This window comes from Fusibacter sp. 3D3 (genome assembly GCF_001748365.1).
Taxonomy (GTDB): Bacteria; Bacillota; Clostridia; order Peptostreptococcales; family Acidaminobacteraceae; genus Fusibacter_A.
Genome location: NZ_BDHH01000008.1, coordinates 1 through 15,835, shown reverse-complemented (window position 1 = coordinate 15,835; position 15,835 = coordinate 1). Strand labels below are relative to the sequence as shown.

The 15,835-nt window shown below is 36.8% G+C and carries 11 protein-coding genes and 1 other annotated feature; of the genes, 4 read left to right on the top strand and 7 right to left on the bottom strand.

Translation table 11 applies throughout. The features are described from left to right. Positions 1-147: 147 nt before the first annotated feature. Together F3D3_RS10545 and aspS are read right to left on the bottom strand one after the other, a co-directional pair. Entirely contained in the window at positions 148-1,167 is a 1,020-nt protein-coding gene (locus F3D3_RS10545) for an HD domain-containing phosphohydrolase (protein ID WP_069873741.1), read from the bottom strand. 107 nt (positions 1,168-1,274) lie between these two features. After that, positions 1,275-2,564 carry an aspartate--tRNA(Asn) ligase gene (gene aspS / locus F3D3_RS10540; protein ID WP_069873739.1) on the bottom strand — a complete coding sequence of 430 codons (1,290 nt, stop codon included), beginning with the start codon at positions 2,562-2,564 and terminating at the stop codon, positions 1,275-1,277. A 202-nt stretch (positions 2,565-2,766) separates the two neighbouring features. Continuing rightward, positions 2,767-3,018: a binding site (T-box leader), on the bottom strand. A 144-nt stretch (positions 3,019-3,162) separates the two neighbouring features. Here aspS and F3D3_RS10535 point away from each other — a divergent pair. Further along, on the top strand, positions 3,163-4,146 hold the full coding sequence (locus tag F3D3_RS10535; protein ID WP_069873738.1) for a 1-aminocyclopropane-1-carboxylate deaminase/D-cysteine desulfhydrase: 984 nt from the start codon (positions 3,163-3,165) through the stop codon (positions 4,144-4,146). Here F3D3_RS10535 and F3D3_RS10530 read toward each other — a convergent pair. Then, positions 4,143-5,306, bottom strand: a complete 1,164-nt coding sequence (locus tag F3D3_RS10530) for an O-antigen ligase (RefSeq protein ID WP_069873736.1) — start codon at positions 5,304-5,306, stop codon at positions 4,143-4,145. The genes F3D3_RS10535 and F3D3_RS10530 overlap by 4 nt on opposite strands. A gap of 244 nt (positions 5,307-5,550) precedes the next feature. Between F3D3_RS10530 and pepF the strand changes: the two genes are divergently transcribed. Then, the gene (gene pepF, locus F3D3_RS10525) at positions 5,551-7,587 is read left to right on the top strand and encodes an oligoendopeptidase F (protein ID WP_069873735.1); all 2,037 of its coding nucleotides are present in this window, start codon (positions 5,551-5,553) and stop codon (positions 7,585-7,587) included. Positions 7,588-7,751: 164 nt separating this feature from the next. On the opposite strand, the gene rlmD is transcribed toward pepF, so the two are convergent. Next, positions 7,752-9,128, bottom strand: a complete 1,377-nt coding sequence (gene rlmD / locus F3D3_RS10520; RefSeq protein WP_175438345.1) for a 23S rRNA (uracil(1939)-C(5))-methyltransferase RlmD — start codon at positions 9,126-9,128, stop codon at positions 7,752-7,754. A 136-nt stretch (positions 9,129-9,264) separates the two neighbouring features. Here rlmD and F3D3_RS10515 point away from each other — a divergent pair, with 136 nt between their 5' ends. Then, positions 9,265-10,860 carry a bifunctional diguanylate cyclase/phosphodiesterase gene (locus tag F3D3_RS10515; protein WP_069873731.1) on the top strand — a complete coding sequence of 532 codons (1,596 nt, stop codon included), beginning with the start codon at positions 9,265-9,267 and terminating at the stop codon, positions 10,858-10,860. A gap of 28 nt (positions 10,861-10,888) precedes the next feature. Here F3D3_RS10515 and F3D3_RS10510 read toward each other — a convergent pair whose 3' ends face one another. Both F3D3_RS10510 and F3D3_RS10505 read right to left on the bottom strand, forming a co-directional pair. Beyond that, positions 10,889-11,542 carry an HAD family phosphatase gene (locus tag F3D3_RS10510; protein WP_069873729.1) on the bottom strand — a complete coding sequence of 218 codons (654 nt, stop codon included), beginning with the start codon at positions 11,540-11,542 and terminating at the stop codon, positions 10,889-10,891. A 179-nt stretch (positions 11,543-11,721) separates the two neighbouring features. Then, complete coding sequence (locus tag F3D3_RS10505) at positions 11,722-12,141, bottom strand: thioesterase family protein (RefSeq protein ID WP_069873727.1); 420 nt, start codon at positions 12,139-12,141, stop codon at positions 11,722-11,724. A 268-nt stretch (positions 12,142-12,409) separates the two neighbouring features. Between F3D3_RS10505 and F3D3_RS10500 the strand changes: the two genes are divergently transcribed. After that, positions 12,410-14,563: a methyl-accepting chemotaxis protein gene (locus F3D3_RS10500; protein ID WP_069873725.1), complete on the top strand. Its 2,154-nt coding sequence runs from the start codon at positions 12,410-12,412 to the stop codon at positions 14,561-14,563. Positions 14,564-14,689: 126 nt separating this feature from the next. On the opposite strand, the gene F3D3_RS10495 is transcribed toward F3D3_RS10500, so the two are convergent. Then, the coding region (locus tag F3D3_RS10495; RefSeq protein ID WP_069873723.1) for an IS1634 family transposase at positions 14,690-15,835 on the bottom strand (1,146 nt) is incomplete at its 5' end.

Genomic DNA, 15,835 nt, shown 5'->3' with positions numbered 1-15,835 from the left:
TTAAATGAATTTTCACTCTTTTATGTCTTTGTGACAAAGACACTCTTGCTTGCTACTTTTTCTTTTTTATCATTTGGAACATAAAAAAACTGCTCTAAAAGAACAGCCCCTTTTACTTTTTTCTAAAATGCTTTTACCTTTGCACTCTCAAGAATTTAATCCAGAAATAAAGGCTTTTACAATTGTTTCATCATATATACTGCCACTGGCTTTAGTAATAATTTCAAGTGCTTCTTCTTTTGAAAGTCCTTTTCTGTAAACCCTATCCGAGGTAATGGCATCATAAGCATCTGCGACTGCTAAGATTTTGGCACCAATAACAATATTCTGTTCTGTTAGCGCACCTGGATAACCTTTACCATCTACTCTTTCATGATGCTGTTCAACAATTTTAACCAACTGTTCATTGATTTGAAACTGCCTTAAAATTTCAGCACCAACCACGGGGTGTTTTTTCATTTCAAGGTATTCATTTTCACTCAAGCTACTCGCTTTATAGACAATTTGATCCCTTAAGGATATTTTGCCCAAATCATGAACCTGAGCAGCCAGCCTGATAAACAGACTTTCTTCATTGCTCAGCCCTAATTGCTTAGATATAAAAAGGGCTACGCTTGAAACCCGTTTAGAATGTTCGTATAATTCTGGATCTTTTGCTTCAATCAGCTTACTTAGAGCACCAATGATGAGTTCTAGATTATTTTGTTGCTCTTCGTCAAGATACGTCTGCGTCTTTTCTAGTTGATCTTGATCTAGGAGCTTGAACTGTTTTATAATATCCATTTCATCTTTATCTTTTTTAATTTGGATGCCTTGCTTAATAAGGTATTTGAGACGATCTGAATCAAATGGCTTGGTCAAATAATTCGTAATTTCCCCATCATTAACAGCGGCTACGACGACGTCAAAATCAGTATATCCCGACATTAAAATACCACTTATTGCCTTTGACTTACGCTTTGCATGCAGTATAATGTCAAGGCCTGTATAAAGAGGCATCCTCTGATCCGACAAAATAACATCTACATTATTATCCGCCACATAGGACATCGCTTCTGAAGCATCCGAAAAATAGAGGATATCATAAGGTTCGTCTTTTAAAATTCTGCGAATCGCATTTAAAATTTCTATTTCATCATCTATTATAACGACTTGATCACGACTCATACAGACCTCCAGTTTCATCTCACAGTTTCAATAAACTTCAGTGCGCCTATCCAAAATACCTTCACTTACTATTTAACCAAATAAAGTTGTTTTACACAAGAAATGATTTACGGCAAAAGCCTTTGTTGATCTCTTGGGAAAAGAGAGGCCAGCCTGACATTGTTTAAGCCCACGATTTGAGCGGTTAGTCTTTCGAGCCCTATCGCTAAGCCCCCATGTGCGGGTGCACCATATTTAAAGGCTTCTAAATAGCTTGAGTAAAGGTCTGGATTTAAGCCCTTCATCTTCATGCTGTTGATCAAGACGTCTTTTTGGTGAATTCTCTGTCCACCCGTTGTGATTTCAAGCCCTCTAAAGAGCAAGTCAAAACTGTGGGTCTCATCACTGTCCTCATAGCATTTTGTATACATAGGCCGTTTATGTCTAGGATAATGGGTAATGAAAACAAACTCACTCCCATATTTTGATTTGGCATATGCCGCTATTTCTCTTTCGCCTTGTGGATCGAGGTCATCTTCAAGATCATGTCTTTGATAGTGCATTTTCAGAATTTCGATGGCCTCAGACATTTTAATTTTAGGGATGATCTCCGGTACAATTGGACATTGAATTTCTAAAATTTCAAGGTACTGGCTTCCTTTCTCCAGAAGTGTATGAAACATAAATTGCAAAAGCTTTTCTTCTAAAGCCATTATTTCATATTCATCTTTTATAAAACCTATTTCAAAGTCCATACTCACGTATTCGTTAAGATGTCTATTCGTGCTATGTTGCTCTGCTCGGTATACGGCGCCCACTTCAAAAACGCGTTCAAATCCTGAAATCACCATCATTTGCTTGTAAAACTGAGGACTTTGTGCCAAATAAGCGGTTTCTCCAAAATAATCGAGCTTAAATATTTCTGCGCCCCCTTCAGCGCCTTCCTTGACGATTTTAGGGGTGAACATCTCCAAAAAATCATTTTCTTCCAAGAATTTCCTAAACGCACTTACAATCAGAGCTTGAAGTTTAAAAAGCGCTTGATTCTGAGAATGTCTTAAAGAAAGCACTCTGTTGTTAAGTACCGTTTCAAGATTGATGTCTAAAAGCGCTCCATTGATTTGAATCGGAAGATTTTCAGTCACTTCGCTCTCTATTTTTAAAAGTTCACCTTGTATTTCAAATAACTGATATTGATTTTTAGAAGGACACACTATGCCCTCTATTGCTATAACGGTCTCTAACTTTAACCCTTTTATCCATTCGGGTTTACCTTCAAAAACGCATTGAACAAGCCCTGAACGATCACGTAAAACGATAAAAGCAACTGATTTTAGCAATCGAATACGGTGCACCCACCCTTTGACCAAGACTTTTTCACCACTATTGTTTTTTAGTTCTGATAATAGAACTCGCATGTTTGACCTCCTTAAAGTAGATCCATATCAAAGCGTATACTCAGTCCGCTTCGCTACCTTCGTAACACTTGCACAATCCTATCGGATTGCATTCAGTGGGCGTTTGGACTCCCACTGAATTAGGCATATGAACCCCCACATAGAGAAGTGGGGGACATCTCCTCAAGGGTTATAATGCCAAAAACCCCTTGAGCACGTCTGCTCAAGGGGCGAATTAACGCGGTACCACCCTTGGTTTAAATAGAAAAACCCTCACGTCCAAAGGAGTGAAGGTTTCACGGTGCCATCCTATTTATTCTTAGGTCCCTATAACGGAGGATAACCGTTCACCCCTACTCATTTCAAGGTGACACTTCCGAGATGTCTTTCACAATAAGGTTTCATGAGAGCCTCACACCAACGCTCTCTCGCTTTTTTCTCCCCACATCGCTACTCTTCTCTTCTATAGCTTTAATTCGAATTTTATTTAACCCATTCTAACAAACGATCTTATTCGTGTCAATATACTTTTAGCTTTCAATCATGACTTGATGTCTCGTACTTATTATGAAATAATAGCATTAAAGAGATTGCATTATACGATCACAAGGAGGTTACTATGAATATTCCATCCCGTATAGCCGTTGCGAACACCCCAACACCGATTCAAAAGCTCGATAAACTCTCTCAATTGCTCAACAAAAATATTTACATCAAGCGCGATGATTTTACTGGTAATGAATGGTCTGGCAATAAAATTAGAAAGCTCGAATACGCTATGCATGAAGCCATTCAACAAGGCGCTTCAGTAATTATCACCTGTGGTGGACTACAGTCCAATCACGCAAGAGCCACCACAGCAGTTGCCAATCATTTAGGTTTAAAAACCCACCTTGTCCTCAGAGGCAATAAACAAGATCATCCTCAAGGCAATCTTCTTCTAAATGAAATCATGGGGGCACAAATATCCTATTTAGAGCCAGAACGATTCAACACAGAATACTTGAGTTTTATGGAAAAGCTCCAATCCGAATATAAGCAAAAAGACATTACCGCCTATATTATTCCCATGGGCGCCTCAAATGGCATAGGTACTTTTGGCTATTACAACTGTTTTCAAGAAATCAAAATGCAAGAAGAGGCTCTGTCCATTCAGTTCGATACCCTTGTTACCGCTGTTGGTTCGGGTGGTACATACGGAGGACTCTTTCTTGGAAATCTCTTGGATCATAGCGCTAAAAAAATCATAGGCTTTAACATTTCATCGACTCCAGATTATTTCAAATCAGAAATCTCTAAAATTGTCAGAGAGTCTCTCTCCATCATGAATTACGAAGCCCCTTTTAGCGAAGATGAAATCCACATCATCGGCGATTATGAGGGGATTGGTTACGCGTTAGCGCAACCCTCTGAACTCGAATTCATAAAGAGAATCGCTGTTCTTGAAGGGCTCATCTTAGATCCTGTTTATACAGGAAAAGCTTTTAGGGGCCTCTATACAGAATTACAAAAAGGCACTTTTGAAGATTCTCAAAACATACTTTTTATTCACACGGGTGGATTAACAGGCCTTTATAGCTTTAATACTCAATTTAACTTTTAAGAGATTGTTCTTCGGGGTTTGAGTTTAAACCCATGGCGCTTAGTATGGATTGCTATATCTATTCGAGGATACTTTTGATCTAAAAATACAGCTCCGAATCTCGTTATCACTGCACATGTTCCAAAAAAGAATAGGCCAATTTGGGGCGTTAAAATTGTAAAATCCACCATACTGTGTGCCCATAAAAAAAACTGTAAGCTGGTTAAAATAGGCACCATTCTAACTCTATTACAATTAAGTGCCCAAAGCGTTCTCACGAGATAAAAAAGTAAATACAAGGTCACCAATAATCCTAAAATACCTAAACTCGCACTTATAGAAATGAACAAGTTATGACCATGGACTTCATGAAGTCGTGGATAAATCCCCAGTAGACCACATCCGAAAATTGGGGATTTAGCTATGATTTCAATACACCCTTTCCAAATCAAATCACGTGAATTATAGGTTTCAAAGAGATTAAAAAAGGTGACCATCCCCAAGATAGATATCCCCGAAAAAACCACTAAAAATTTCCATGTATTTTTGCTGTGTTTGAGGATCGCAAAAACGAAGGCTGAAAGCATGTATGCCGTCATTGCCCCCTTTGACCCCGTTAGGATCAAATTACATAAAAAAAGAACATTCCCTGCAATGATCAATTTTTTCTTACCATACCCACAGTGTTCTAGAAAATAAAAACTGAGAAGCGACATCATACCAAACCAATCTCCAGCAACGTTAGGGTTGCCAAATGTGCTCATAATTCTATAAGTGCCCATCGTTGGGAAATAGGTTGGATTCCAAAACAACTTTACAAACCAAGTCATTTCCATCTGAGTTGAAATGATTTTCTCTACAATGCCCAGTATTGCAGGAATCAAAGACAAAACCCATACTTCTCTTAAAAAACGATGTATCCTTTCAAAGCTCACGAGCTCATTCCCCACCCATCTTATCAGAACAAGATACAGTAACAAAATAAAACTCGCAAAAAAAGAACGTGCGTCTCGATTGTAGACGGCAGATAAGATGGCGCAAAAAAATAAACCGATTACCCCGAGGTTAACGGGATGTAATACGATTTTTGTAGATTCCTTTATGATTTTCTTCGCACCGAACAGAAGAGGAAACCAAGCTGTAAACGGCGATCCAATAATCAATAATAAACTGCGATTCAAATAATTCACTCCTTATCATGACTGAACTAATCTTAGCAAAATATATCCATTTATTCAATAGAATTTTTCAATTATACCGTTCGGGTGTCACAAGTCAAAGTTGGCAACCGTCTTTATATAAATATTCGGCTTTGTGATTTTTAACAAATTAATATTAATTATTGAACTTTTTGTAATAAAATGCTAGGATATAATTATCATATAATTTTTTTTATATGTAAAATTTATTTTTAGGGGGATTTATATGAAACAGACAAAACGCTTATTATCACTTTTATTGATCACACTTATGCTCTTTAGTCAAAGCTTCTCATTTGCACTAGATATACCCACTCGAGAAGATGCCTCTGATGCTTACAAATGGGATTTAACAGATCTTTATTCAGATCGTAGTGCTTTTGAAAAGGATGTCAAGCTTTTAAATGATACATACATTCCAAAGCTTGCGGAGTATGAAGGTAAACTGAATACCGCTGAAAACATCATTGCCTACTTTAAACTTGATATCGAAACTTCAACCATTTTAACCAATGTCTACATGTATCCATATCTTGTTATGGATCTCAACCAAGATAACTCTGAAGCTACAGAAATGGCCGGTATAGCAGATAGTACTTACGGTGCATATCAAAGTGCAACTTCATTTGTGACACCTGAAATTCTTAAACTTGACGAAAAAGTAATTCGTAATTTCATGGCACTACCGGAAATGGCGCCTTATCAAATGACGCTTGACAAACTTCTTAAAGCGAAAGCACATGTGCTTTCTTCCGAAGAGGAAAAAATCTTGGCACTTGCTTCTGAAACAACAGGTTCACCAAAAGATATTTATGACAAAGTCACTCTTGCCGATTATGTGAAACCAGAAATTGTGGATGAAAACGGCGACACAATTGTGCTCAACGGCTCTACTTACTCTAATATTATAGAGTCAAATGACCGCACACTACGCGAAAAAGCTTATAACGCTAAGTTTTCTTCTTACGATACCACTATCAACACGATCGCTGCAACCATGAATGCTGAAGTTAAAAAAAATATATTTTTAGCAAAAGCACGTGGCTATAATTCAGCTTTAGAAGCTTCTCTTGACGCCGAGTATATTCCAAAATCTATCTATAATAATCTCGTAAACTCCGTCAATGATAATTTATCTTATTTGCATAAATATTATACTGTCAGAAAAAAAGCAATGGGCCTTGACGAACTTCACAGCTATGATTGCTATGTGCCTCTTGTTGATAATTATAATTTTGAAATGTCCTATGACGATGCCGTTAAGACTATACAAACTGCTCTAGCACCTTTAGGGGCAGATTATATCAAAACCTTCGATAGTGGTATTAAAAACAACTGGTTAGATGTCTATGAAGACAATCATAAATATACGGGTGGATATAATTGGGGCAATTACAGTACACATCCCTATATTCTTCTCAATTATGACAACAGTCTTGATTCAGTTTCCACGTTAGCACATGAAATGGGCCATGCGATTAACTCAGTATACTCTGATAAAGCTCAAAACTATCTCAATGCGGATTATCCGATTTTCACCGCTGAAGTGGCTTCAACTGCTAATGAAATTTTGTTAATGGATTACTTGATTAAAAATGCAAAATCAGATGATGAGAGACTTTACCTTCTCAACATGCAAATTGATAACATCAGAGGCACAGTCTACACCCAAGTTATGTTCGCTGAATTTGAACAGACCATTCATGAAAAAGTTGAAGCAGGTGAAGCTTTATCCGCAGATTACTTAAATAAGCTCTGGTTAGAACTCATCACTAAATATTACGGTCCTGACTATACTGTAGATGATGTCGCTAAAACAGGTTGGAGTAGAATTCCGCATTTCTATATGAATTTCTATGTATACAAATACGCAACCAGTATGTCGGCTGCAAACGAGCTTGTGAACAACATCCTCCACAACAAACCTCAAGCTACTGAACAATATTTAACATTCTTAGCTGCTGGTGGTTCTGATTATCCTGTGGATATCCTAAAAACAGCTGGCGTTGATATGACCTCATCCGCTCCAGTAGATAACTTACTGGTATACTTCGGAGAATTAGTGGATGAATTCGAAGCAACACTTGCCAAAAAAACATCTACATCTCAAAACATCACTTATACTGTTAAAGAAAATGATGCCCTTTGGAAAATAGCGGCCAAATACAATACGACAATTGAGGCCCTCTTAGAGCTCAATCAACTCAAAGATAAAAATACAATTGTGGCTGGGCAGAAAATTTTAGTGCCCGCTCAACAATAACAACATTTTAACGGCTAAGAACCCCCTCTGAAATAGACTTGTCAAGTATCTATTTCAGAGGGGGTTCTCTTTGAGACGGTTTTGTCAAAACGCATCAAAATTGCGTTGGCAAAACGTCGGCAAAATGTAGACAAATCGCCAATTTCATTCCATTTTAAGTGCCTCTAAGTATTGGAAACTTTGCGTAATAGGCATATACTTTCCACGGCACCCGTCCATGGAAACATATCCACAAGTAAAATCTTTTCAGCACCATACCCCTGTCTTTTTAAAACGATGATGTCCTCGAGTAAAGACTTGGGATTACATGAGATATAGAGTATTTCATCAACCCCATAACTGGCTACCTTCACAGAAGCTTTCTCTCCCATACCACTCCTAGGGGGATCTACCACAATGACATCTGGCGATATTGATATTTCATTTAATACTTTAAAGACATCACCGCATAAGAATTCACAATTGTGAATCTCGTTTAATTTCATATTTTCTTTGGCAGATTTAACTGCATCTTCGACAATTTCTATACCGATAACCTGCTGAGCACGCTTTGACATGATTTGGCCGATGGTTCCAGTGCCACTAAACAAATCAAAAGCAACTTTGCCCTCTAAATCTGGAATCAAATTCAGTGCAGCTTCATATAGCCGTTCTGCGCCTTCTGTATTCGTTTGAAAGAAAGCATAGAAGGAAACCTTGAAGGTTAGCTCAAATAGCTTCTCATACAAATAATCCCGGCCAAATAAGACCTCATATTCGCCTTGTACCATATCACTGATGCCATCATTCTTAACATAGAGAATCCCCACGATTTTGCCTTTAAGCGGTAACTCTATTAGCATTTTCACAAAAGCATCTGTATCAAATAGAGTGCCCTGATCATCAATAGCTTGTGTTGATGCCGATAGCCCTATTAGTATTTCACCCGTTTTATAACTTTTACGAACGACCAAATGCCTTAAAAAACCAATAAATGTGTTTTTGTTGAATTTAGGCATTTGGTTTTCGATCATATATTCTGAAATACTTCTCAATATAACCCTATAATCTTCATCAATCAGATGGCACCGATCCACATTCACAACATCGTGATATCTGCCTTTCTTATGCATCCCCAATCTTAATGGGCCGTCCTTAGTCTCATCTCCAAATGAAAACTCCATCTTATTGCGGTATTCAAAAATCTGTGGACTTGCCAATATACCCTCAAATGGAATCATAAGGCCTGCTTCATCAAAGAGCAATTTTACCATATCATGCTTTGTTTGAAGTTGTCCCTCTGCTGAAAGCGTCTGAAACAAACACCCCCCACAAAGACCATAATGTTCACAAAATGAATCTTGTTCTTTGGGGCTACTTTCAATTATCTCAAGGCATCTTGCCTCTCGCTTTTCACTTCTATTCTTACTAATCCTGCATCGAATGGTCTGACCTTCTAAAACATGCTTCACATGAATTTTTTTATCCTCATAAAATCCAATTCCAATATTGGGATACTTCATTTTTTCAATTTTGATCGTTATTTCATCGCCTTTTTTCAAAATCAACATCCTTTCAAATTTTAAATTCGACTTTGATTATATCAAAGATTTGACCTTAATAACAAGCTTTAATCAAAATGATTTATCAAACCATCCCATGGGTATAAATGATAAATATATAACAGGAGGCTTGTTTATGTCGACTTCTAATTCACTTGATTTTGTAGAAATTCACTTTGATCTGATCCTTCTGGCGATCCTCTTTTTCACTCTGATCGTCGCTTTTGTTGTCTATTTGCTCTATTATATCATTCGGTGTAAAAATGTGGAGAAAGCGCTTATCCAAAAATCAGATGAACTTTACACGTTATATGAGACCTTAAGTGCTTCAGAAGAAGAATTGAAAGTTCAAAATGAGGAGCTGATCAACCAACGCAATCTATTGGAGTCTCAAAAAGAGAGCCTCATAAAAAAGCAAAAAACCATAGAAGACTATGCTTTTTATGATTGCTTAACACATCTCCCTAATAGGCATACTTTAAAGTTAGATGTGCAAAAGATGCTGATTCAGTCTTCTCAGAACGTCATAAAAGGGGCTCTTTTTTTCATAGACTTTGACAATTTTAAGCATGTTAATGATCACTTTGGGCATACTTTTGGAGATGAAATGCTTATCCATATCTCCGAAAGAATGATGAACAGCATCGCAGAGTATGGTAAAGTTTATCGCTTTGGCGGGGATGAATTTATCATATTAGCAGATAGCGTTTACGAGCAAGATACCATTGACTTCCTTGCGAACAAACTGTTTATCAGTTTTAGGAAACCGCTTTATATAAGAGATCATGAATTTCACATGACTTTTAGCATGGGGATAGCCATTGCACCTTTTCATGGAAATGCGTATGATGAATTGATTGGAAGTGCGGACATGGCAATGTATGCTGCTAAAAATGCTGGAAAAAATCAATTTGCATACTATGATGAAGATACAAAGAAAAAATCAGATTACATTGGACAATTACAACAAGAACTCCAAAAGGCCGTCTACAATGACGAATTGGCTATTCACTATCAGCCTGTTTATAATATAAGGACAAACAAAGTTCAATTTATTGAAGCCATGCTCAGATGGCAAAGTAACTTAGGCAATATCTCTCCGAGTACATTTCTGCCTATTTCAAAAGAACTTAATCTAATGGCATCCATTCAAAGATTTGTATTCAATGAAGTTTGTGATCTCAACAATATTGTCAATATATCTGACGATTCCACTTATATTTCATTCAACCTTTCATCCAAAGAACTCCTTAATGCAATTGTAATCCAAGATATTGAAGTGATTTTGAATGAAAAAAGAACAGATCCAAGTACCATCTGTTTAGAAATAAGTGAAACTATGATTGAAAATAACTTTGATGATATTTTATCTCAAGTGATTGCTCTAAGAACACTTGGCTTTAGAATTATTATAGATGATTTCGGCAAAGAATACCTATCGCTGAATTATCTAAAAAAACTGCCCATTGATTTTTTAAAAATTGACATCAGCTTTTTTCACGAGCATGGCAACAACCACAGCATCCTCAAGGCACTTATCGATATCATTCACGAACTCAATATTGAGGTTATCATCAAAGGCATAGAAAGTGATACACACTTGAGTTATTTAAAATATTTTGATTACAAATATGTGCAAGGGCACTACTATGGCTATCCAATCACTCGGGATAGAATTATCAGCATGATTCTGGAAGAAGATATTAAAATATATCATATTCACAGCAAATGAGGATATCCTCCTATTTAAGGATATCTCTTTATGCCATAATTTCTGTATAATCAAAAATATAATGATCTGCATCTTCCTTTATGATTTCAGCATAGGGTTCAGATACAGCATCATAAATGGCAACGACTTTCATCCCTGCACTTTTCCCAGCAAGGATACCGGCATGTGTATCTTCAAAAACCAAGCATCGCTCTGGCGAAACCCCTAAATCTTCCGCCACTTTAAGAAAAATATCTGGACTTGGCTTACCAGAAGCAACTTCACAAGATGTTCTTATACTATTGAAGGCTGATCGAATGCCATTGGCCTCTAACACCGCTTGCAAGAGTTCTTTTGAATTGCTTGTCCCAATACCCAACTTGATGTTGTGTCTAAGGGCATATTCTATAACCAAATGAACGTTTTCTTTAAGTTTGATTTCTTTTGCATAAAAATGATTCGCCATCTCATTCCATTCCAATTTTAGGGCCTCAGGTGTTTCGGCTAAATTGAACCGTTTTATAAAGTAAGCTGCCGTTTCTGTAAAACTCATGCCTTCAATGCTCTTTTGTAAATCTTCAGGCAATGAATAACCCCTTTTCTCTAAAAAATCAATGTCAATCTGTTTCCATATCCACATTGAATCCACAAGTGTGCCATCTAAATCGAAGATTATAGCTTCTATGTCTTCAAAATAATTCATATAATCCCTCTTTTCGCTCAAATTTTAACCCAATCCCACTTTCTTTGCATTTGTACGCCCGTTATTGGATCGAAAAAAATGATTTGTGATGTTCACAAATCATTTCGTTATAATATTATCTTATTTTTTGATATTTTGCAATTACGCCTGATATTCTCAAGCATTAAATTCAATATAATTTACAATGGATGAATCTCTGCCTCTCTTTGGGATGCTTTTTCTTGCAGCTTTTCCTGATTGACTACGAAACGAACATGCGTCCCCTCGCCGATCTTGCCAATCTCGTCATAAGCTTCCATACTCAAAACAATCCTTGATTCATCTGCCTCTACTACAGTTACAGTTACAGAGACCATTCCGCCTAGCATTGTTGGTTTGAAATGATCAACTTCAACATGCTTCCCAACAGATATAAAACCTTCTGGTAAAGCTTTATCAATGAGCATAGAACTCGCCTCAATCATCAATGCCACCAGTCTAGGGGTTGCAAAAAGATTCTCGATTTTACCGCTACCATACTTTAGTGATGTATCTTCCTCTGTTACCCTTCTTTGGATCACCAATTCTTTACCCACTTCAATTTTTTTCATCTCTAGCATAATAACACCTCCATACTGTTACGTGCTACCTTTTGTAGTCACCTACATTCCAATCACATGATTTCCTTATATATTATTTACCCTATTCTCAATAATTTATGCTAAAATATTTACATTAACCACCTCTGATTTAAACATTAATATAATATAATGTTTAATTGTTGTTTGTTTTGTTTTATAATGTAGGAGGTGCAGGTTTAATACATACCTTGGCACATAAGAGAATCAACTCAACTATCAGCCATAGGATAAACTGTAGGAGGTCAAAATGGGCTTTGTAAAAAAAGAAAAAAATCCAAAAAAAACAAAATCTCCAAAGAAAAATCGAAAAAGCATTAAACTGCCTTTTCGAAAAAGAACAAGATTGGACCAAAATAATACCCAAAAAACATCTTTTTTAAATGTACGCGTTAAATTACTTACAAGCTATGCCATTTTATTTGTTATTATTGTCGCTTCATTGCTTTTCACGATTAGTGGTATTATCAATTTGAATAATATCGTTGAAACTAATACACTGGTTCACAGTATCGTTAAGAATATAGATAACGTACTCTATCATCAAAATGAATATGAACTCACTGGGGATAATGAGCAGTTAAATCACCTTGCAACTGAGCTCAGCGCTGCAAAAGATTTCATTTTAGAGATTCAATCTCATGAGAAAAATGAACTCACCCTCACCAAAATCTCTAATATTGAAAAACTTATCAATGACTATGAAATTGAATTCAACAAGTACATCACGCTTAAAAAAGACCGTCAAGCTGCAATAGAAGAATTAAGCAAAAGTGCTCTAAAAGCGACTTCTGCCATTGGAAAATTAAAAGCAGAACTCAAAGCCAATTTACTTTTAAAGAGTGAAGCAGGATTCACCGATCCATTAGAGATTGAACGCTTGTACACAACACTTTCTGACGGCATTGAAATCGAATTGTCCATCAATAAGTTGCGTATATTGGAAAAGGATTACATCATAACTGGTAATAAGGATACACTTGTGAAATTAACAGGTGATACTAAAAAAATACAGACCAGTATGCTTTCTATCGCCAATAAACTCGATGATCTTGGCGATTCCTCCACAATTCAATCTGTAACACAAGATCTCAACAATTATACGCATTTCAACAACCGTCTTTTTACAGTGGATAGCACGTTGACCTTTCAAAAATTCACCTTAATTCGTATTGTTGATGCGGTTAAAATCACAAGTGCCGAAATCGTCACTGATCAAAATGGACTCGTTGAATTAATTAGTACGTCCACACGTACTACGGCAAACCTTGCTTTAATAATCGGTGTCGTCGTTTCACTTATATCCTCTGTTTTCATCTACCGTTCCATAACAAAACCTTTAAAACAATTGACGACTGATCTTATTGGGGCCACTGATAACAATGACCTTACAAAACAAATTTTCTTAAAAGCAAATGATGAATTCCAAGTGCTTGCGCACGCCTTCAACGGATTCTCTAAAAAAATCCATGGCATGATCACCGATATTGATCAAAATGCAGATGGGCTTGAAACGCTCTCCATAGAAGTTGCAAGTCAAATGAAACGCCTCAACGATAACATTGAAAATATATCCGCTAGTGTCGAACAACTTTCTGCGAGTATGCAAGAGACAAGTGCCTCTACTGAAGAAATTGATGCCACCACTCAGACCATTGACTCAATGATTTCTGATGTTGTGACCAAGGCGCATGACGGGATGTCATTTGCCGGAGAAATCAAAGTGCGCTCTGAAGCTGTTAAATCTTCCTCAACAAAAGCAAAATCAGATGCAATTTCTCTATATGAGACATCCAAAAATATTTTATCTGTTTCAATTCAAAAATCAAAAGAAGTTGAGAAAATCAACTTGCTCTCCAATTCAATTTTAGGCATTGCTGAGCAAACAAATCTTTTAGCGCTTAACGCTGCCATTGAAGCTGCCCGCGCTGGTGAAGCTGGTAAAGGGTTTAGCGTGGTCGCAGATGAAATCAGAAAGTTGGCCTTTACAAGTCAAACATCTGCTAATGAGATTCAAAAGGTTACTGGCGGCGTCATCACTTCCGTCAACGAACTGGCGAATAATGCAAATCAACTCATCAATTTTATTGAATCCAAGGTGCTTAAAGATTACGATCAACTCTTAAATCTTGGTGATCAATACAATAAAGATGCAAACGATCTCAACACCATGTTCGGCGACCTCGTCATGACGATGGAATCTATGAAAGTCTCTGTGAGTGAAGTCACTGAAGCGATTAGCAATATTGCCATTACAGTTGGTGAAAGTGCACGTGGCGTTACTGAAGTGGCTGGAAATATCAACGATATCGTTATTGTCTCAGATCGTGTAACAACTGAAATCGACACCGTCAAGACGAATAGTGAAACCCTTAAATCTTATGTTAATGAATTTAAAATTTAGATCGTTAGAGTGCAAAAATTGTGCAATCATCGCCCTTATGATGTCGTTTACGGGAAGTACACGATACAACGCATAGTCCGCTGAACGTGTCGTACATCCCCAATAGTTAATTTATGGTTTTTATTTTTAGCCACGGATGAAAATTTCTTCGGGTATTCCTAAATAATTCATTACAGATTTGACATTGGGCATCAAGGGTTGAGTTAATCCTCGGTGTAGCTTGCCATTTATATTGATCGCTACCGATTCTACTGAATAGAAAATACGAAAAATAGCAATCAAAGAGGGTCTTGTCATCTTCTTGTTTCCAGGACCAATAATGGTAGCAGATTCTTTGTTCATTTCTCTTCTAACAACGTATTCGCCAACACTTAAAACAAGCATTAGAATGAGCATTAAGTACCCCAAAGATTCAACGCGTCTTGGTGAATCAACATATAATGAATTTACAAACTGTGGGGACTTCAGAAACTGAAATTTGCGTTCAACAGCACCTTGTGTTTTGTACTCGCGCAAAATATCATATCCGCTAAAGTCTAGATTGGTTGAAACGACTACAAAGATACATTCTTCTTTTATAGCACGTTCAATCACAGCTGTTTCTTGTTTTATTTCATAAAGAATTTTGTATACATTTCTTGTTGTGTTTAATTCTGGATTTTTACTAGGGCGGCCAGCTCTCTTAATGGTTTCTTCGCTAGACTCAAGAGAAATTGTGTGATATTTGTTTTTCTTAAGCGTTCGTTTATTAAAAGCATCCATTTCGATTAACGCATCATCAAGACATGCAAATGGTCGTTTTGATAATAACTTCAGTTGTTTTTCAAGGTCTTCACGTTCTTTTAAAACACGTTTTTTAATTGTTTCACTCTTAGTTTTTTCAAGTTTTTGAGAATAACAGACCGCCATATTAAGTGGTATATCCTGATATACACACTGATCTGAGAGGATTCGATAGATTGATGGCGTGGTTGAAGAAGGTATCTCGAAAACTGTTAATTCTTCGAGTTGATCAAGCGCTTTTTCAATGGCGTGTTTACACTCTAAAATATTATCTGGCATACGTGTAATGACGTCCATCTCAAGGGTGCGAGCCTTTTGCAAAAAATCTTTTGTAAATGCAGCACTATCTGCGATATAGAAAAAAGGATTTTCATCTCTTTTAAAAAGAGATTTAAGTTCAACGGCACGTTCCAGATTATCTACATTATAAGTTTTATCACTCATATTTCCAGAGTGAATTTTCCCATCGATGCAAATGCCCTGAGTTGT